General features: G+C 56.3%; 18 protein-coding genes. 8 read left to right on the top strand and 10 right to left on the bottom strand.

Features of this window, described 5'->3' with window-relative positions; all coding sequences use genetic code 11:
- Positions 1 to 25: 25 nt before the first annotated feature.
- On the bottom strand, positions 26 to 1,426 hold the full coding sequence (locus BXY66_RS12825; protein WP_132860639.1) for an aminotransferase family protein: 1,401 nt from the start codon (positions 1,424 to 1,426) through the stop codon (positions 26 to 28).
- Positions 1,427 to 1,845: 419 nt separating this feature from the next.
- Here BXY66_RS12825 and BXY66_RS12820 point away from each other — a divergent pair, with 419 nt between their 5' ends.
- The 3 genes from BXY66_RS12820 (at position 1,846) to BXY66_RS12810 (ending at position 5,114) form a co-directional block, all read left to right on the top strand.
- Positions 1,846 to 2,841, top strand: a complete 996-nt coding sequence (locus tag BXY66_RS12820; RefSeq protein ID WP_132860638.1) for a taurine ABC transporter substrate-binding protein — start codon at positions 1,846 to 1,848, stop codon at positions 2,839 to 2,841.
- A 127-nt stretch (positions 2,842 to 2,968) separates the two neighbouring features.
- Entirely contained in the window at positions 2,969 to 3,775 is an 807-nt protein-coding gene (locus tag BXY66_RS12815; protein ID WP_132860637.1) for an ABC transporter ATP-binding protein, read from the top strand.
- Between the two features lies 1 nt (position 3,776).
- Positions 3,777 to 5,114 (top strand): ABC transporter permease subunit, encoded by a 1,338-nt coding sequence (locus tag BXY66_RS12810; RefSeq protein ID WP_132860636.1) that lies wholly within the window; start codon positions 3,777 to 3,779, stop codon positions 5,112 to 5,114.
- Positions 5,115 to 5,187: 73 nt separating this feature from the next.
- Here BXY66_RS12810 and BXY66_RS12805 read toward each other — a convergent pair whose 3' ends face one another.
- A complete protein-coding gene (locus tag BXY66_RS12805; protein WP_132860635.1) occupies positions 5,188 to 6,615 on the bottom strand; it encodes an aldehyde dehydrogenase family protein in 1,428 nt (475 codons plus the stop codon).
- Between the two features lie 253 nt (positions 6,616 to 6,868).
- Between BXY66_RS12805 and BXY66_RS12800 the strand changes: the two genes are divergently transcribed.
- The 3 genes from BXY66_RS12800 to BXY66_RS12790 all read left to right on the top strand — a co-directional run bounded on the left by BXY66_RS12800 (position 6,869) and on the right by BXY66_RS12790 (position 9,559).
- The gene (locus tag BXY66_RS12800; protein ID WP_132860634.1) at positions 6,869 to 7,522 is read left to right on the top strand and encodes a peroxiredoxin; all 654 of its coding nucleotides are present in this window, start codon (positions 6,869 to 6,871) and stop codon (positions 7,520 to 7,522) included.
- A 160-nt stretch (positions 7,523 to 7,682) separates the two neighbouring features.
- Positions 7,683 to 7,994 carry a hypothetical protein gene (locus BXY66_RS12795; protein ID WP_132860633.1) on the top strand — a complete coding sequence of 104 codons (312 nt, stop codon included), beginning with the start codon at positions 7,683 to 7,685 and terminating at the stop codon, positions 7,992 to 7,994.
- Positions 7,991 to 9,559 carry a methyl-accepting chemotaxis protein gene (locus tag BXY66_RS12790; protein ID WP_132860632.1) on the top strand — a complete coding sequence of 523 codons (1,569 nt, stop codon included), beginning with the start codon at positions 7,991 to 7,993 and terminating at the stop codon, positions 9,557 to 9,559. Before BXY66_RS12795 ends, BXY66_RS12790 begins: the two co-directional genes overlap by 4 nt.
- A 177-nt stretch (positions 9,560 to 9,736) precedes the next feature.
- On the opposite strand, the gene BXY66_RS12785 is transcribed toward BXY66_RS12790, so the two are convergent.
- Both BXY66_RS12785 and pnp read right to left on the bottom strand, forming a co-directional pair.
- Positions 9,737 to 10,102 carry a hypothetical protein gene (locus tag BXY66_RS12785; RefSeq protein WP_132860631.1) on the bottom strand — a complete coding sequence of 122 codons (366 nt, stop codon included), beginning with the start codon at positions 10,100 to 10,102 and terminating at the stop codon, positions 9,737 to 9,739.
- 157 nt (positions 10,103 to 10,259) lie between these two features.
- Entirely contained in the window at positions 10,260 to 12,401 is a 2,142-nt protein-coding gene (pnp, locus tag BXY66_RS12780; RefSeq protein WP_132860630.1) for a polyribonucleotide nucleotidyltransferase, read from the bottom strand.
- Positions 12,402 to 12,759: 358 nt separating this feature from the next.
- On the opposite strand from pnp, the gene BXY66_RS12775 reads away from it, so the two are divergent.
- Positions 12,760 to 13,539, top strand: a complete 780-nt coding sequence (locus tag BXY66_RS12775; RefSeq protein WP_243694379.1) for an SGNH/GDSL hydrolase family protein — start codon at positions 12,760 to 12,762, stop codon at positions 13,537 to 13,539.
- 58 nt (positions 13,540 to 13,597) lie between these two features.
- On the opposite strand, the gene BXY66_RS12770 is transcribed toward BXY66_RS12775, so the two are convergent.
- Positions 13,598 to 14,278 carry a polysaccharide deacetylase family protein gene (locus tag BXY66_RS12770; protein ID WP_165929178.1) on the bottom strand — a complete coding sequence of 227 codons (681 nt, stop codon included), beginning with the start codon at positions 14,276 to 14,278 and terminating at the stop codon, positions 13,598 to 13,600.
- Positions 14,279 to 14,512: 234 nt separating this feature from the next.
- On the opposite strand from BXY66_RS12770, the gene BXY66_RS12765 reads away from it, so the two are divergent.
- Positions 14,513 to 14,782, top strand: a complete 270-nt coding sequence (locus tag BXY66_RS12765) for a glycine zipper domain-containing protein (RefSeq protein WP_132860628.1) — start codon at positions 14,513 to 14,515, stop codon at positions 14,780 to 14,782.
- Between the two features lie 90 nt (positions 14,783 to 14,872).
- Here the strand turns inward: BXY66_RS12765 and BXY66_RS12760 are convergent, their stop codons facing one another.
- The 5 genes from BXY66_RS12760 to truB form a co-directional block, all read right to left on the bottom strand.
- Positions 14,873 to 15,901, bottom strand: coding sequence for an AraC family transcriptional regulator (locus BXY66_RS12760; protein ID WP_132860627.1), 1,029 nt, complete (start codon positions 15,899 to 15,901; stop codon positions 14,873 to 14,875).
- A gap of 154 nt (positions 15,902 to 16,055) precedes the next feature.
- On the bottom strand, positions 16,056 to 16,325 hold the full coding sequence (gene rpsO / locus BXY66_RS12755; RefSeq protein WP_132860626.1) for a 30S ribosomal protein S15: 270 nt from the start codon (positions 16,323 to 16,325) through the stop codon (positions 16,056 to 16,058).
- Between the two features lie 140 nt (positions 16,326 to 16,465).
- Entirely contained in the window at positions 16,466 to 17,422 is a 957-nt protein-coding gene (locus BXY66_RS12750; RefSeq protein ID WP_132860625.1) for a calcium-binding protein, read from the bottom strand.
- A 110-nt stretch (positions 17,423 to 17,532) separates the two neighbouring features.
- Positions 17,533 to 18,048: a DUF1643 domain-containing protein gene (locus tag BXY66_RS12745; protein ID WP_132860624.1), complete on the bottom strand. Its 516-nt coding sequence runs from the start codon at positions 18,046 to 18,048 to the stop codon at positions 17,533 to 17,535.
- A 6-nt stretch (positions 18,049 to 18,054) separates the two neighbouring features.
- The gene (gene truB / locus BXY66_RS12740) at positions 18,055 to 18,969 is read right to left on the bottom strand and encodes a tRNA pseudouridine(55) synthase TruB (RefSeq protein WP_132860623.1); all 915 of its coding nucleotides are present in this window, start codon (positions 18,967 to 18,969) and stop codon (positions 18,055 to 18,057) included.

The following is an 18,969-nucleotide window of genomic DNA, read 5'->3' as shown; positions in this document are numbered from 1 at the left end:
AGGTTGTCCGGCGCACCCGGTTAGGTTATCCGAACACTTTGGTCAGCGCGTTGTCGACGGCGTCGGTGATTGCATCGATGTCCGCAGCGGTTGCAATCAGGGCCGGTGAGAAGGCGATGACGTTGTTCCGACCGGGGACAGAGCGGTTGGCTGCGCCGATAATGACACCCTGAGCGCCACAGTCGCCAACAACGGCTGCGATCTGGGCTTCGTCCACGGGTTCTTTGGTTTCGCGATCTTTGACCAGTTCACACCCGAGGAACAGACCTTTGCCCCGCACGTCGCCGATGACCTCGTGCTTCTCCATCAAGGCTTTGAGGTTGCCCATCATGCGCTCGCCCATTGTCGCGCAGTTTTCCAGCAGACCCTCTTCTTCGATGATCGCCATGTTCTCCAGCGCCGCCGCGGGCCCTGCCGTACAGCCGCCGAATGTAGAGATGTCGCGGAAGTGGTCCAGCTTGTCCGACGGGTCGGATTTGAACATCTCGAAGACCTCTTCGGTGGTCACCATGCAAGAGATCGCGGCATAACCGGAGGCCACGCCTTTGGCCATCGTGACGAAATCCGGTTTGATACCGTAGTGCTGATACCCGAACCAGTGGGTTCCAGTGCGCCCGATGCCACAGACGACCTCGTCGATGTGAAGCAGTACATTGTATTCTTTGCAGATTTCCTGCACGCGTTCCCAATATCCTTCGGGCGGAGTGATAACGCCGCCGCCTGCCGTTACGGGCTCCAGACACAGGGCTCCAACAGTTTCTGGACCTTCGCGGAGGATTACTTCCTCGATCTGGTTTGCCGCGGCGATGCCGAATTCACGACCGGACAAATGCCCGAGTCCGAGTTCGTCCTTGCGATACTCCATGCAGTGCGGCACGCGTACGAAGTCCGGCGCGAAGGGGCCATATTGCGCGTTCCGTTCGTCCTGACCGCCTGCGGACATCGCCGCAAGGGTCGAGCCGTGATAGTCACGGTCGCGATACAGGATCTTGGTCTTTTTGCCGCCGTATTTTTTGTGAGCGATCTGGCGGACAAGCTTGAAGGCTTTCTCGTTGGCCTCGGAACCCGAGTTGCAATAGTAGACGCGGCTCATGCCCGGCATCTTTTCGATCAGCTTTTCGGCATAAAGAGCGCCGGGGACGTTGCCGGCGGCGTTTGCGAAATAGCACATTTTCATAAGGTTTGCGTGCACGGCATTGGCGATACGTTCGCGGCCGTAGCCGACATTAACGGTCCAAACCGCTCCGGAAACGGCGTCAATGTACTCTTTGCCGTTTTGATCCCAGACGCGCATCCCTTTGCCCTCGATGATAATGCGGGGATCACTGGTTTCGAAAGGTTTGTGCTGTACCAAATGGTGCCAGACGTGTGCCTTGTCGGCGCTCACCACGTGGCTCAGGTCGTTCTCTTTCAGTGTGCCGTCCATGGTGGACCCTCCTGTATTCTCTGTGCGGAGATCATAGAAATGTGAGAATCCCCGTAAGGGGATGTTGCGCTAGTTTGCACGATATCCTCGCGAGTTTTTCAAGCGACATTATAGGGCCAGATAAGATGCCAATGTATATCCAAAAAAGACGGTGTGCTGCCCTTGGGTTAGCTTCGAGAGCTGTTAACATGTTGATTAAAAGGTAAAAATTTAGAACGCTAGGCGGCTTTGATGCAAGTTTGTGCGGTAAAATAACTGTGACAGGTGCACAAAAAATCATTGATCGGGGCACAGATTTCCGCTCCGAATGAAGATGGCGCGTGAAGCCGGTTGAGTGACAAAGGGCGACAAGACCCTCTCTGCACCCATTGGGGACCGGACTTGAACGGCACCAAAAATGACAACGGGAGAAAATGAAGATGACATTGAAACGGACTCTGACGGGCGCCGTAGCGGCAGCAGCAATGATGGCTGGTGCGCAGGCTGCCCAAGCGGAAATCACCGTGGCGTACTTCCTCGAATGGCCGATGCCGTTCCAGTATGCGAAGCAAATGGGCACCTATGAAGAAGCTCTGGGTACCAAGATCAACTGGGTGAGCTTTGACACCGGTACCGCGATGAGCGCGGCAATGGCGTCGGGCGATGTACAGATTTCTGTAAGCCAGGGCGTGCCGCCCTTCGTGGTTGCGGCCTCTGCCGGTCAGGATATCCAGATCGTAGACGTTGCGGTTAGCTACTCTGACAACGACAACTGCGTTGTGGCTTCGGGTCTCGAGATCGACAAGGACAGCGCGGGTGAACTGGCTGGCAAGAAAGTGGCCGTGCCGCTGGGTACTGCAGCACACTATGGCTTCCTGAGCCAGATGAACCACTTTGGCGTTGATGTCGCCGGCATGGAAGTTGTGGATATGGCCCCTGCAGAAGGTGCAGCGGCGTTGGCACAGGGTTCGCTGGACATGGCCTGCGGCTGGGGTGGCGCACTGCGCCGCATGAAAGAACACGGCAACGTGCTTCTGACCGGCGCAGAGAAAGAAGAGCTGGGCATTCTGGTGTTTGACGCCACAACCGCGCCGGCTTCTTTCATTGCTGAAGAAGGCGACATGCTTGCCAAGTTCCTGAAAGTAACTGCGGATGCAAACGCGATGTGGGCCGATGAAGCAAACCGCGCGAAAATGCTGCCAGTGATCGCCAAGGACGCGGGTATGGACGAAGAAGGTACAGCCGCGACGCTTGCAACCTTCAAGTTCCCGACCATTGACGAGCAGCTTGGCGGCGCATGGTTCGGTGGCACGGCACAGGAATTCATGAAGGGCGTCGCAGGCGTCTTTGTGGGTGCCGGTTCGATCCCGAGCGCGCTGGACAGCTATGACGGCACCGTGAACACCGGTCCGTTGGAAGCAGCGAAAGGCATGTAAGCCAGACATTTGACAACAGGCCGGGCGCGTACGGCGTGCCCGGCCTTTTTTGAAACCACACAAAAAGCAACAGGCGGGTAAACCGTCGCGCCCGAGGGGATTTTGGGCGGAAGGACCGATAGGGACCATGACTGGATTATCAATACAGAGTCTGTCCATGCGCTTTGATTTGCCCAACGGCGGGCATGTTCAGGCGCTCAAGGACGTAAGCCTTGATCTGAAGCAGGGCGAATTGCTGAGTGTGCTGGGGCCGTCAGGCTGCGGTAAAACGACGTTGCTGAACATTGTGGCGGGCTTTCTCGCTCCCACCGAAGGCCAGATCGAGATGAACGGACATCTGGTGCAGGGACCGGATGCCGAACGCGGTATGGTGTTCCAGCAAGGCGCACTGTTTGAGTGGATGAGTGTGCGTGACAACGTGAGCTTTGGCCCCGACATGAAGGGCATGCCCAAGGCAGAGAGTGCAGAGATCGTGGATCACCTGCTGGATGTCGTCGGGCTTCAGGATTTCAAGGAAAAGATGGTCTATGAACTGTCTGGCGGGATGCAGCAGCGTGTTGCGCTGGCGCGGTGCTTGGCAAATGACCCCGATGTGATCCTGATGGACGAGCCGCTGGGCGCGCTGGATGCGCTGACGCGGGAGAAGATGCAGAGCCTCGTTCTCAAACTCTGGAAAGAAACCGGGAAGACCATCATCCTGATTACGCACTCTGTTGAAGAGGCGCTGCTTTTGGGCGAGCGTTTGATTGTGATGGCGCCTCGACCGGGGCGAATTCACAAGGAATATCGCCTTCCATTTGCCGATTTGGGCGTGGGTGCGGATTTGCGCGAAGTGAAAAAGCACCCTGAATACGCGCCAACGCGCGAAGAGATCCTCAACATGATCTGGAACATGGAAGAAGAGATCATGGGCCGTACCGAGGAGAGCGCATAAGATGGGACAGATTTTCAAGGACCTTGGTGGCGAACTGGTAACGCTTTTCATTTCCGTGATTTCGGCGTTGCCTTATCTGGCCATATACATCGGTGTCATTCTGGCGGCGTTCTTCGTTTTTCAACTGATCAAGCGCCAGTTGACGCCCGTGCACGATTATACCTCGTTGAAAACGGTGACTTTTGGCGACGAAAGCGCGGTTGTCTCCAACAAGGCGGCCTCGGTAATCTCGGTTGTTCTGATTTTTGTATTCTGGGGCAGTTTTACCGGTTCGGAGTGGTTGCCTCGCTTCCTACACGCACCGGGACCCTTTGTTGGCGAAGCCAGCTTTACGTACACGGTCGAAGCCGAGGATGGATCGACGGATGATGCCACTGTCAACGTGGTTGTCCACCCGGCAGGGCAACAGCCGGACGAACCGCAGGTAGCGCCAGGAGACGGTGTGGCCAAGAACGACGCGCTGGTTGTGCAGAGCTATCGCAGCAAGTTGCTTCGCTGGGACAGCAACGACGAGGTCACCCGCAAGGATGGCGCGAAAGTGGTTGCAATTGATGGCCAGCCAATAGACCGCGACACTGACGTGGATGTCGGCTTTGGCTCGGTTGCGCTGACCGACAAGGGGACGTTGAACTTTGCACCGGCGACAGGCATGCAGATGGAAAACATCTGGTTACCCGCGCCGGAGAGTGTGTGGCGTCGTCTGATTTCTGTGAGCCGTGAAGGCTATCAGAATGTGACTCTGTCAGAGCATTTGAGCTACTCGCTGTTCCGTGTGATCGTCGGTTTCGCCCTCGGTGCGTTGGTGGGCATCCCGCTTGGCTATGCCATGGGTCTGAGCGATTGGGCGCGTGGCTGGTTTGATCCGATCGTGGAATTCATGCGTCCAGTGCCGCCACTTGCGCTTATTCCGCTGGTGATCATCTGGGCCGGGATTGGCGAGCAAGGTAAGATTATACTGCTATTCCTTGCAGCGCTCTGGATTATGGCCATCGGGGCGAGGTCGGGCGTGTCCGGCGTGAAAATTTCCAAAGTGCATGCAGCCTATTCGCTTGGTGCGAATAAGCGGCAAATCCTACGCCATGTGATTATCCCGAACTCGCTTCCGGAGATTTTCACTGCGGCGCGTGTTGCGATGGGAGTTTGCTGGGGCACGGTTGTGGCCGCAGAACTTGTGGCTGCGGAAAAGGGTGTCGGTAAGATGATCGTCGCGGCGTCCAAGTTCCAGGACACGGATATTGTTCTGATGGGCATTATCCTGATCGGCATCATCGGCTTTGGTATCGACATGCTGATGCGCTGGGCAGAGAAATACCTCGTGCCTTGGAAAGGCAAAGGCTGATCAGAAAGCCGTTGGTAAAATAAAAAACGCCGGAGGCAAAACCTCCGGCGTTTTTTGTTCGTGATATTGGCGATTAGCTCATGGGGACGCCGGAGATCGACTTGATCTCGCAGAACTCATCCAGACCCCATTCGCCGCCTTCGCGGCCGTTGCCGGACTGTCCGTAGCCGCCGAAGGGCGAGCCATTCACCCGGCTGACGCCATTTGTTTCTACCATACCGGAACGCAGTTGGCGAGCCACGCGCAACCGTTTCTCGTCGTCCTGAGTCTGAACATAGTTGGTCAGGCCATAGACCGTGTCGTTGGCCATCTGGACCGCCTGATCCTCGTTTTCAAAAGGGGTGATCGCCAGAACAGGGCCAAAAATCTCCTCGCGGTAAATCGTCATGTCCGGCGTGACATCTGCGAAGACCGTTGGACGCACGTAATAGCCTTTGTTTACGCCTTCCGGACGGCCGAGACCGCCGGCAACGAGAGTTGCACCTTCTTTGATGCCGGTCTCGATCAGTCCCTGAATCTTGTTAAACTGCAGTTCGGACACGACCGGGCCAATGTGGCGGCCGGACTCAGTCGTCGGACCGGTGGCGGTAGCCTCGGCTGTTGCCTTGGCCTGCTCAACCGCTTCCGCGTACCGCGCGCTTTCCACCATCATGCGAGTTGGCGCGTTACAGGACTGACCGGAGTTTTGCATGCAGTGGATCACGCCACGTTTGACTGCTTTTTCGTCGGCATCCGCGAAGATCAGGTTCGCGCCTTTGCCACCCAGCTCGAGGCTGACGCGCTTGAGGCTGTCGGCGGCGGCTTTGGAGATGGCGATGCCTGCACGGGTCGATCCGGTAAACGAGACCATGTCCACGTCAGGATGCGCTGACAGTTGTGAGCCAACACCAACACCGTCGCCGTTCACCATATTGAAGACACCGGCGGGGAAGCCAGCTTCGTCCATCATTTCCGTGAAGACGATGGAGGACAAAGGTGCAATTTCAGAGGGTTTCAGAACCATGGTGCAGCCAACAAGAAGGGCCGGGATCGCCTTGAGGAACACCTGGTTCATCGGCCAGTTCCACGGGGTGATCATTGCGCAGACGCCAATGGGTTCTTTGCGCATGCGGTCGCTGCCCATCGCGTATTCGAACTCGAAGCCTTCAAGAGCTTCGAGGAAGCCGTCGAGGTGCCATGTTCCGGAACCCCACTGACCTGACATGGCCAGATCGATGGGCGCACCCATTTCCATGCGCATGGCTTCTGCCATGTCGGCACGGCGTGCCACGTAAATGTCACGGAGTTTCTTGACCAGCGCGACGCGTTCTTCAAGCGGGGTCGCAGCCCATGCCGGGAAAGCTGCGCGCGCGGCAGCAACTGCGGCGTCGGTGTCGGCTTGATCGCCAATTGAAATTACTGCGCAAACCTCTTCGGTTGCGGGGTCGATGACATTAAAGTCGTTTGCGGATGCGGGGGCGACCCACGCACCGTTGATGTAAAAATCGCGTTTCTCGATCATGGTATCTCTCCCTCTCGATCTTGGGGGCACCTTGCCTGTGCAAAACGGCCCCCGCAAGGGAAAGAGACGCCGGGTCACAAGAAATTTGATCAAATTATTGGTGCGGCTTTGGGGTGGCGTTCAAAAACGACGGATGTAGTCTGTCGGAGGTCGCTGGGCGACCAAGAGTTGTTTTTTGGACTTCGCATTGTTTGCCAGTTTTTTGACCAGCACCGGTAAGGCGGCGTCCCCAATCACAGAAAGAGAGCGAGAAATGGGTCTTCGAATCAATGACACTGTGCCGAATTTCACGGCGGAAACCGATCAGGGCACGATCACTTTTCACGACTGGATTGGTGACAGCTGGGCCATTCTGTTTTCCCACCCGAAAGATTTCACTCCAGTTTGCACAACCGAATTTGGTGCGGTCGCGCAATTGGCGGATGAATGGGCCGCGCGTGGCACCAAAGTAATTGGCGTTTCAGTTGATGGCGTCGAGGATCACAAGGGCTGGAAGAAAGACATCGAATCCTTTGCCGGCACCGAGGCGGGGTTTCCCATCATCGCGGATGACGGGCTCGAGGTGTCCAAAGCTTTCGACATGTTGCCTGCCGAGGCCTATTTGCCAGACGGGCGTACACCGGCAGACAGCGCGACCGTACGTTCTGTGTTCATCATTGGGCCGGACAAACAGTTGAAGCTTTCGATGACCTATCCGATGACCGTCGGTCGCAACTTTGGCGAAGTTCTTCGTGCATTGGATGCGCTGCAAACATCGGCCAAGGAAAATGTCGCGACTCCGGCGAACTGGACACCGGGGGCGGATGTGGTGATTCCCGTGGCCGTCAGCGACGAAGACGCCACGGTGAAGTATGGAAGCTTTACGACGCACTTCCCATATTTGCGTACAACCAAGCTGCCCGGCTGACGTTCGTCGGTCTAATGACCTGAAAATAAATGATAATTTGTGAGGGGCGCATCTATCGGATGCGCCCTTTCTTGTGTTTGTAGCGCCAACGTTTCTTCCCCTGCGTCAAGGCAAAATCGTTAACAGGCTGGAAACCCATTTCTGTCATGACTGCACGGTAATGAAGAGGGTTTTGGAATATCTGCCTGCAGCGATCGCGCTGGTGGCGTGCCTTGTGCTGGCGCCTGTTTTGGCCATCACGATGGCACCGGTAGATGAGACCGAACCCGTCGTGGTCGTCGCCGGTCCCGGTGTAGACCTCGTGCAACTTGTAGAAGCTTCTGGCGGTTGGGTCATTGGATTCGAAGACGCGCCGTTTGGGGTTCTGGGCTTTTCTGACGAGCCCGGTTTTGAAGAACGACTGAGAGACAACGGCGCCTGGGCTGTTCTGGATGGCCAGACTGTCGCCGGGTTCTGTGGAGTAAGAACATGAAAGACATGAACGACCTTGATGGTATCCGCGCAAAGGGTGTCAAAGCTCTTTTTGGTGTGAACATTCTTTTGGGGATTGTGGCACTGGGATCGGCTCTCGCGCTGGGTAAGAGTGTTGTTCCCTTTGCGGTTCCCAGCCTTGTGTTTGTCCTGATCGGTGCTTGGGCGCTGCGTGGCGGCCACGCGTTGCATCACCGCATTGCGGCCACTCTGGGTGGCGCGTGCCAAGTTACATTGGTCATCGCAGCTTTTGCCGGCCATTCGTGGCAGATGGACGCGCATATGATCTTTTTCGCCTATATTCCAATGAGTGCAGCGATGTTGTGCCCGGCGTCTATTGTCGCCGCGGCGGTTGCCGCGCTGGTGCACCACCTTGGTCTGACGTTTGTCATGCCCTCGCTGGTGTACCCGTCGGTAGGGCTTTGGGAAAACATATTGCGATCCCTGTTTCACGGAACAGTGGTGATCGCGGAAGCCGGTGCGCTGTTTTATGGGGTGAAGCGCAATGTGATCCGGATGCAGGACCTCAACGCGGAAAAGGCGCGTTTGTCAGAAGTGATGGATACCCTGTCTGAGGAAAAGGCGATCATTGAAGCCAAGGAGCAGGCGGCAAGCGAAGTTGTGGACCGGCTGCACGTAGGTCTGGCGAAAGTAGCCAAGGGCAACCTGGACGCGGAAATCGCCGAGACGTTCTCTGCTGAATATGAAGATCTGCGTATGAGCTTCAACGCGGCTGTGGACAGCTTGAGCGGGATCATCAGCTCTGTCACGACGGTTTCCAAACAGATTGGCATCGACTCCACCGAGCTTGCAGAAGTGTCTTCCAGCGTGGCGACCAGCACCGAAAAACAGGCGGACGCCCTGAGCCGTGTAACAGACTCCGTCGAACATATCGCGGACGGTATGCAGATCGCCGTTGGCAAAGCGGAAGACATGCAGCAACGTTTCGACAGCACACGCACGGTGACCCAATCCGGTACCGAAGTGGTGCGTCAGGCCGTTGAAACCATGGATGAGATCGAACAGTCTTCCAGCCAGATCGACCACGTTGTGGCCTTGATCGAAGATATCGCGTTCCAGACCAACCTGTTGGCGCTCAACGCTGGTGTTGAGGCTGCGCGGGCGGGCGAGGCGGGGGCCGGTTTTGCAATCGTGGCCTCCGAGGTTCGCGCGTTGGCGCATCGTTCGGCGGAAGCGGCGCAAAACATCAACAAGCTGATCAGCCAAAGCAACGAACATGTGGGCGTTGGCGTATCGTTGGTTCGTCAGGTTGGTGATGCGCTTGAAACCATTCTCAGCGAAGTGAACGAAGTGTCTGGCTACATCACCGAGATTGCAGCGATCTCCAACCAACAGGCTGAATCGGTTCAGGATATCCGAGGGTCGATGCAGACGCTGGGTATGGAAACGCAAGGCAACGCGGCCCGCTCGGAGGAGGCATCTGCCTCCACCTCCAGCCTGGATGCGTCTGTCGAAAAACTGGTTGATGGCCTGAGCGGGTTTGTCGTCAAAGGCGGCGAACCGAAGGAAAAATCGGCCGGGTTCCGGAGCGCACGCGCCGCTTAACGCAATTCGCGCTAGGGTTCGTTCAGTTGGAACAAAAACCAGACTTGGCAGTTGGTCTGCCAATCACACAGGGTGCCCGGAGACCGCACGTCGCGGTCTTTGGGCATCATGCATGAAGACAGGACACCTGCGCGAGACCCGAGTAAGGCTGACGCGTTAGCGTACGTTCAGGACCGATTATTTCAAAAGGTCGTCCACGATGCCGACAGCATCGACAACGGTCGACATGTCATCGGAGACTTCGAGGATTTCATCGCCAACACGAATGTAGCGATTCCCCTTGCCCGGAGGCTTGAGCTTCCATTTGGACAGATCGCCAATATCGGTGTACTTGAGGTCGCCCGGAAGCTTTGCGCCGCGCGTATATCGCTTGATCTGACCAGGCGGAATAGCCTTGGCACCTTTGCCAGGCTTTTGGTCGATCTGCACCTTATTTGCCTTGGCTTTGGCCTTGCCGCCTTTGTCCTTGGCTAGGGTGATGTCCGGCACTGTGATGGCCAAACTTGCTGCAAAAATCGTTGCACCAAGGGTGAGAATTCTCATGTGTCTTCCTCCATTGTACGTTAAGCGACGCCGCTTGAAATATGCGTTGGCATCATCGCAGATCGTCACGGCAAAAATTCGTGCCGCACAGCCTCTATAACAAAAAAGCCCCCGCATTTCTGCGGAGGCCTGAAATTTTTCTAGAGATAAAGAGACCTTAGTCTTCTTTCTTCTCTTTCTTTTCCGGAACGATCTCTTCGCCGGTTTCCTGATCCACAACTTTCATGGACAGGCGGACTTTGCCGCGGTCGTCGAAGCCAAGCAGTTTGACTTTCACTTCCTGACCTTCTTTCAGAACGTCGGACGGATGGTTCAGGCGACGGTTCTCGATTTGAGAAACGTGCACCAGACCGTCGCGTTTTCCGAAGAAGTTCACGAAGGCACCGAAGTCGACGATTTTCACGACTTTACCGGTATAGATCGCGCCTTCTTCCGGCTCTGCAACGATCGCGTGGATCATCTCGTAGGCCTTGGCGATGGCTTCGCCGTTGGGCGATGCAATCTTGATCACGCCGTCGTCGTTGATGTCGACTTTGGCGCCGGAGACTTCAACGATCTCGCGGATGACCTTGCCACCGGAACCGATCACTTCACGGATCTTGTCGGTCGGGATGTTCATGGTTTCGATGCGCGGTGCGTGGACCGAGAACTCGGACGCGCCGGAGAGCGCCTTGTTCATTTCGCCGAGGATGTGCATCCGGCCTTCCTTGGCCTGTGCCAGCGCCTTTTCCATGATCTCAGGCGTGATGCCTGCGACTTTGATGTCCATCTGCAGCGAGGTGATGCCGTTTTCGGTACCTGCCACTTTGAAGTCCATGTCGCCGAGGTGATCTTCGTCACCCAGAATGTCGGTCAGGATCGCGTAATCGCCGGAGTCCTCGAGGATCAGGCCCATTGCCACACCCGCAACAGCGGATTTCAGCGGAACGCCTGCGTCCATCATAGACAGCGAGCCGCCGCAGACGGATGCCATCGACGAGGAACCGTTGGATTCGGTGATCTCGGAAACCACACGCACGGTGTACGGGAAGTCGGTTGCGGCTGGCAGAACTGCCTGCAGCGCGCGCCATGCCAGTTTGCCGTGGCCAACTTCACGACGGCCGGGAGGGCCAACGCGACCAGCTTCACCAACCGAATAGGGTGGGAAGTTGTAGTGCAGAAGGAAGTTGGAGCGGAAGTTGCCGTGAAGGGCGTCAATGATTTGCTCATCGTCGCCGGTGCCCAGCGTTGTCACGACCAGACCCTGAGTTTCACCGCGGGTGAAGAGAGCAGAACCGTGGGTACGTGGCAGAAGGCCGACTTCGGACACGATGTCACGTACTTCGTCGGTCTTACGACCGTCGATGCGGGTGCCGGTTTTCACAACGTCGCCGCGCAGGATGCCGGCCTCGAGTTTCTTCAGGGCAGAACCGAGGTTCGCATCTTCGAGTTGCTCTTCGGTCAGAGCTTCCTTGATGGCCTCACGAGCAGCGGCGACAGCGGCAGTGCGCTCCTGCTTGTCGGTGATGGCGAATGCTGCGCGCATCTGCTCTTCACCAGCGGCCTTAACCGCTTCGAACAGGTCGGCGTAGTCCGGTGCCTGGAAATCAAACGGCTCTTTTGCGGCTTCTTCGGCTAGGTCGATGATCAGGTCGATAACCGGCTGGATAGAGTCGTGAGCGAACTTAACTGCGCCAAGCATTTCTGCTTCGGACAGTTCGTAGGCTTCGGATTCGACCATCATCACGGCATCTTTGGTGCCCGCAACAACGAGGTCCAGACGCTGATCCGGATTGTTGCGCAAGTCCTGCATGTCGTCGACGGTCGGGTTCAGGATGTAATCGCCATCTTCGAAACCAACGCGCGCGCCGGCGATCGGGCCCATGAATGGTGCACCGGAAATGGTAAGAGCCGCGGAGGCCGCGATCATTGCGACGATATCAGGGTCGTTCACCAGATCGTGGGAAAGCACGGTGCACATCACCAGAACTTCGTTTTTGAAACCATCAACGAACAGCGGACGGATCGGACGGTCGATCAGGCGTGCAGTCAGTGTTTCTTTTTCGGTCGGGCGCGCTTCGCGTTTGAAGAAACCGCCCGGTACTTTACCGGCTGCGTAGTATTTCTCTTGGTAGTGCACGGTCAGGGGGAAGAAATCCTGGCCGGGCTTGGGTGCCTTTGCAAAGGTCACTGCGGCCATAACGGAGGTTTCACCCAGAGTGGCGATAACACAGCCGTCGGCCTGACGGGCGACTTTGCCCGTTTCCAGCGTGAGCGTCTCTTCGCCCCACTGCATGGATTTTTTGCTAACTTCGAACATTTTCGTTTCCTAGCTGGGAGCACTCCCAGGCGTATCCCGGGTCTCCCGTTTGAAATGGCGGCCCCATTGCCGCCGACCCCTCTATCCTTGATTTGCAGCGCCGGGGTCACAACGCAACGTCTCAGATGCAGCGCGCATATCTGAAAACAAGGGGTTTGGAAACCAAATTTGTTGTGGGGGAAGGAGCAAAACGGCGGATTTTGGCGTTTGATTCCGACTGCAGAACACATTGTTTCCCAATCGAAGGTGGATTTGGGGCACAAAAAAGGCGAAGATGTGGCAGTGATCGTGCGGCGGTGGGGGCTGGCTGTACGGAAATTTTACGCGTCAGAATTGGCGCTATGCTGCGAGTTTTATTATGAAAGTTCCCGCTACCAGATTTCCAGGTACGCTGATTCTCGCTCTCTTGATGGGCGCGTTTCTTTTCCTTGCAGGTTGTAGCGAGCCTGTGACCCGCAACTCAGTTGAAGGCATTCCTGTGGCAGAAGCCACCGCGGAACCTGAAGTGAGCCGCAACGCTTCCCCCCGTATACTTGCAATGGGCGACAGTTTGATGGCGTGGCACACCGTGTCCGGCCGCTCAATCGCAAACGCGGTGGGCGACGCCTTGAACGAACCGGTGGCAAACCATTCCGTAAGTGGCGCGCGCATCATCTACAGCTTGCCGGTTTCCGGCGCGATGGGCATGCGCATTTCCAACCAATACCGCAAAGGTGATTGGGACTGGGTGGTTCTGAATGGCGGTGGCAACGATCTTTGGATGGGCTGCGGCTGTGGTGCGTGCGATAATCGGATGGACCGAATGATCTCAAAAGACGGTCGAAAGGGTGCCATCCCGCATCTTGTGGATTCGCTGCGTGGTACGGGTGCTAAGATTGTATACGTAGGTTATTTGCGCAGCCCCGGCGCTTGGTCGCCTATCGAAGGCTGCAAGGCCGCAGGCAACGAACTGGAGAACCGCATTGCCAAATTGGCAAAGATCCTGCCTGAAATGCACTTCGTTTCGCTTCAGGATCTGGTGCCTCACGGGGACCGTAGCTATCATGGAATGGATATGATCCACCCGTCGGTGAAGGCCAGCCGCGAAATTGGCCAGCGGGTTGCGACCGTTATCAAAGAGGTTGAGGCAGGAAGCTAAGGTTAGAGCCTTTCGGTTTCCAATTCAGAACGGCGTCTGCGAATGCGGGCGCCGTTTTTCATTTGGCCGCCGGACAGTTTTGCGGATCGATCAAGTCGGATATCGTGGCAAACTCCAACCCCTTCGCCCGAATGCCTTCGATGATTTTCGGTAAGGCATCGCGCGAGCCCTGTCTCGAATTGAACATCACATGCAGCAGGATGATGCTGCCATTCTGACTGGCGTCTATGGTGCGTTGAGCGATCTCGTTTGGGTCTTTGGTGCGGGTGGGGTCGGTTTCTGCAGAGATGTCCCAAAGGACAGTCAGCCGGTTTGTCTTTTTTAGATAGTATGGCAGGCCAAGGAAGCGTTTTCCGAAAGGAGGCCGGAAGTGTAGCGGCCCATCGTAGCCAGCATTTCGGATGGCAGTGTCGGTGTCCTCGATCTCTCGTGCGATTGTGGCTTGGCGCATGCCGATCATACGGGGGTGCGAAAAAGAATGATTGCCGATCTCATGCCCCGCGCTGGCGATCATGCTTACGAGTTCAGGGTGCGCGGTTGCCGCATCTCCTGTCAGGAAAAACGTGGCTTGGACATTGTGTCGGGCAAGCGTTTGCAAAACAGATGCGGTGTACTTGGTCGAAGGTCCGTCATCGAGAGTGAGCGCAACCCGCGGGCAATCAATTGGGCCACGCGCAACAAGTTCGCCAAAGAATTGGAAACGGGTCGATTTGCTTATCTGGAATGCGACGTAGGTCAATCCGATGCAAATACAGGTGAGAAGGGTCAAAAATTTCACAGAAGACATATTTTCTTGGATCACCAGGTCAGGAGTAATGCAACAAAATAGAGGTTTTCGCGTTGTGTTAACACTTTGGCAACCATGCAAACGTTCATGGCAAGAAAGCAAAAGTTAATCAGGTTTCAGACCCCATTTCAGTTTCATGGAAGGCAGCCAAGGAGGTTGCCAAAGTCAGAGAAAAGGTTGGAAACCATGACATTCACTTTCAAAAACACCGCAATCGCCGCAATCGTTGCTTCTATGGCTCTGGCAGCCCCGATGTCCGCTCACGCAGGAAGCATCGGCAAGAAAGCCCTGAAAGGTGCAGTTGCCGGCGCGGTGATCTCCGAAATCGCCGGTGGTGACGCAAAAGAGGGCGCGAAAATCGGTGCTGCCGCAGGTGCTCTTAAGGGTGTCGTCGACAAGAACCGCAAGCACGACAACCGCCGCCACAACAACAAGAACAAAGCCAGAGCGCGTTGATCCGCTCCAACCGACGTCGGACTTGTCCGGCGTTCTGCTTCAAACCCGGTGAGCCTAGCGCTTGCCGGGTTTGTTGCTTGTGGAGTTTGGCTAGGCTCCGACGCCCTCGTTGACGCGGAACTGGCGCGGCGTGGTGTTGAACCATCTGCGAAAAGCCGTGCTGAAACTGCTGGCATCGTTGTAACCGAGCAAAAAGGCAATTTCGGTCAAGGGCAGGGGGCTGTTGAGCAGATAGTCGCGCGCCAGCGCTTTGCGCAGGTCTGCCATCAAGGCAGCGAAAGTAGTGCCTTCCTCTGTCAACCGGCGCGCCAGCGTACGCTGGCTCATTCCTAGTTCGGCAGATATCTTTTCAAGCGTGGCGGTGCCGGAGGCAAGTTTCTCTGAAGCGCATCTCTCGACACGCCGTGCGGTGCTGTCCGGGTCCCGCGGAAGTCGCGCAATCGTGGCCTCGCAGATAGAAAAAAGTGTCCGTTGCAAATGGTCATCCGCTGTTATTAGCGGCAGATCCAGATCTTTCGTTTTGAGTGCAATGACGTTTTCCCGTTGGCCAAAGAGCACTTCGCAGCCAAGGAAACGAACGATTGGGTCTGTGTTCTTGGAGCGATGATGCGCAAAATGCACGTACCGTGGCGTGAGAGTACGATTGCTGTATCGTCGCAGCGTGTAGAGTGTTCCAAGGCCGCCAAATTCGGCATATTGGCTCGTTGCGCTGGTCGAAGAAATCTCGTAACGCCACCTTAAAAAGGAAGTCTCTGGTCCTTCCTCAAGCTCAGCTGTGCTGGCATCCCCGAATACGCGTTGAAAACGAGTGATGTTCCTCAGATAACCACCAACGGTTGGCGCGGAAACACCGACGTATGCCAAGAGCCCAGCGCGTTTAACGAGGTCAGGCTCTTGGGCAAGGTGAAAGCCGAACAGATCATTGTTGGTCAGCGCGCAGGCGCGGCGAAATATGGCCAGCGTGTTCTCGAAAGACCATTGCGCATCGGGGTCGTTGAATTGGTTGGGACTGATGCCGAGGCCTTGCACAAGGTCTTTCTCTGGAATGCCTTCTGCCGCGAGTTTTTGTAAAATGGCTTGGGCCCAAGTGACATTATGTGTCGGCGACTTGGATTTCATTTTATTTGATCACTCCAGAAATTGGATATTACGCAATAGCGAGACGCGGCACTTTGGCGGCTTCTGAGGCGAGCATACCCCGATTTTTGGCGAGCACAAAAAAAACGCCTGCTCCGGAGAGCAGGCGTTTCGTGTATTCCGATGATCGGATGTCTTAGCGGCGGATGCCGAGACGTTTGATCAGGTCCTGATAGCGTGCTTCTTCTTTGCCCTTCAGGTAGTCCAGAAGCTTACGGCGCTGGGCAACCATTTTCAGCAGACCACGGCGACCGTGGTTGTCTTTTTTGTGGGTTTTGAAGTGCTCGGTCAGAGTGTTGATGCGCGAAGTAAGGATGGCAACCTGAACTTCAGGCGAACCGGTGTCGCCTTCTTTGGTTGCGAATTCCTTCATCAGGCGTGCTTTTTCTTCAACAGTGATCGACATCGGGGTCTCCTAGTCTAAGGGTTAAGGGCGCAAGCCGGGATGTCGTCCAGCAAGGTCCGTGGAGGTCTGGCCAAGGATTCTTGATCCAGATGGAGGCGTATAGGCGGATTCAGTCAGAAAGAAAAGGGGTTTTTGGCGAGCTATACCTCGGCGACAACGGAGATATCTGCAGCTGTCAGGCCGCCGCCTCCGCGGACGATGGCGAGAGCTTCGCCGTCGACGACCACCTCGATCATGTCAGGGTCGCTACCAAGGGGGCGGATTTCGACCTGCGGAATGCTGTTTTGGTTCGTGTACAGTACCAAAAGGTTGTCTTCGCTATGGTCAAAATCCATCACGGTCAGTGGCGCTTCAGCGGAAGCATCCAGTACGAAGGAGTCTGCGTCATCACCGCCCGTGAGTATATCGCCGGTTCCGCCTATCAAGGTGTCTTCGCCGCTCCCGCCATTGAGAAAGTCGGTTTCGTGGTCCGTGTTGCCAATGGCCATGTCATCTCCCTGGCCGCCGAATAGGGTGTCGTCGCCAGAGCCTCCATTGAGGACGTCATTTTCGTATCCGCCGTGGAGTGCGTCATCTCCCGGTCCGCCGTTCAATGTGTCGTCACCGAACCCGCCGACAAGAGAATCCGAGCCGCTTTCGCCGTAGAGCAAGTCATTGTTGTTGTGTCCAAAAAGACTGTCGTCTCCGTCACCGCCTCTCAGAGTGTCGCTTCCATCCTGACCATGAAGGATGTCGTTATCCGCTCCCCCCCCAAGCTGGTCGAGTCCGCTGGCTCCAAAGAGAATGTCATTCCCCGCGCCACCTGTGATGGTGTCGTCGCCGGCGTATCCGTTGATCTGATCATCTCCGTCGCCACCATGGATTCCATCTGAGACCTCGCTCCCTGCCAGAATGTCGTTGGCTGCGCCGCCTCGGACGTCGTCCGGTTCTGGTGCCAGAGCGATTTCGAGTGCCGTTGTTTCAGACGGCGATGTGACAGCTTCGGCATTGTCTTCAGGCGTTTCTTCGTCTGCGTCTGTCTCGACAGTAATGTCATCGGTGCCAACAAAAACGGCGGCGCCCGCCATGACGGCGATCAAACCTGCTAACCACAACATAGTGAAACTCCACTCACCCCCACGCTCATTAGGCCACAGGTTTGCGAAGTTTCAAAACTGACATTGTCGGGTTGGTTAACCTGTGCGTCTTGACAGGTTTGGCATGGGGATTATGCGGAAAGATCCCAGCGTTCAGGTTGAGTTGCGTAGGCGATATACAGAGGGTGCCGGGGATGGCCATGTTTGGTCAGACCGAGGTGAGAGATCGGGCGATTGGTTCCAGCCAGAACATCGCGCATCTCAAATCCGCGGTTCAGGTGATCGCCATGCGCCCCCCACGCGGCAATAATGACATCGGCCCAATTGCAGCTTTCGGCAACGACAGTATCGTTGTCGGGACCTGCCGGAGCTGGGTGCTGGCGCAGTTTTTTTGGGTCGGTTTCGCGCAACGCAAAAATATTCACGGCCCGGAAACCGCCGAAACCCAAGGCACGAGCGCGGCGTTCACAGCGTTCTATCGTCGGGTCGTTCTGTTGTTCGGTGGCCTTGGACGGGTTGAGCATGATGAAGAGCACGCGTTCTTTGCCCGTGTCCCAGACACGGGTCAACGCATAGCGGTAAGTCTCGCACTCCGAGTAAAGCGCCGAAGATGCGGCATCGTCTTTCTGAAACGTGCGCGTGAACAAGGTGGGTCAGTCCTGCGGCAACACAAAAACGCGGCTGGGGTGAAGTTCGCCTGCCTTGAAGACGCCAACAGCGACGGGCTGGCCTTCGAAGCTGGCCCAGCATTCCTCGCCGTATTCCACATCGGACGCGATCACCATTCCTGCATTTCCATTGCGTAGACGCGTTGCCCCTTCTGACGTGGCTTTCACTTCTGGCAGGTCGATCAGGCCTTGTTCGAGAGGGCGCAGATATTGGTCCAGTTCCGGCTGTTTCGCCATTTCGTCGATTTGTTCGACAGTAAGCCCGTCAGCGGCATCGAAAGGCCCGGACCAGATTCTGCGCAGTTCGCGCACATGACCGTGACAGCCCAGAGCTTCGCCGAGATCGCGGGCGATGGACCGAACATAGCCACCTTTGCCGCAGGTCATCTCCAGAGTGACATGATCGACATCTTCGCGGTCGATCATCAGAAGTTCCTCGACCCACAGCGGACGCGCGGCGATTTCCACATCTTCGCCGTCGCGGGCGAGCTTGTAGGCACGCTGCCCATCGATTTTGACTGCTGAGAACTTTGGTGGCACCTGCATGATGTCACCGACGAACTGGCCCAGAGCGGCTTTGATTTCGTTGTCTTCAGGGCGCAAATTGGATTCTGCTATCACTTCACCTTCGGCATCGTCGGTGTTGGTCGCTTGTCCGAGGCGCACCGTGAATGTGTAGGCTTTGAGAGCATCCGTGATGAAGGGCACGGTTTTGGTAGCTTCACCAAGGGCGACGGCCAGCACACCTGTGGCGTCCGGATCAAGCGTACCCGCATGGCCGGCCTTTTTGGCATTGAACGCCCAGCGAACTTTGTTGACCACCGATGTGGAAGTCATGCCTGCAGGTTTGTCGACAACGAGCCAACCGGAAATGTCGCGGCCTTTGCGTTTGCGTGCCAT

Origin of the sequence: Shimia isoporae, from assembly GCF_004346865.1 — a bacterium.
Classification (GTDB): Bacteria; Pseudomonadota; Alphaproteobacteria; order Rhodobacterales; family Rhodobacteraceae; genus Shimia; species Shimia isoporae.
Note: the sequence above shows the minus strand (reverse complement) of the source record. Positions and strands in the feature narration are given on the sequence as shown.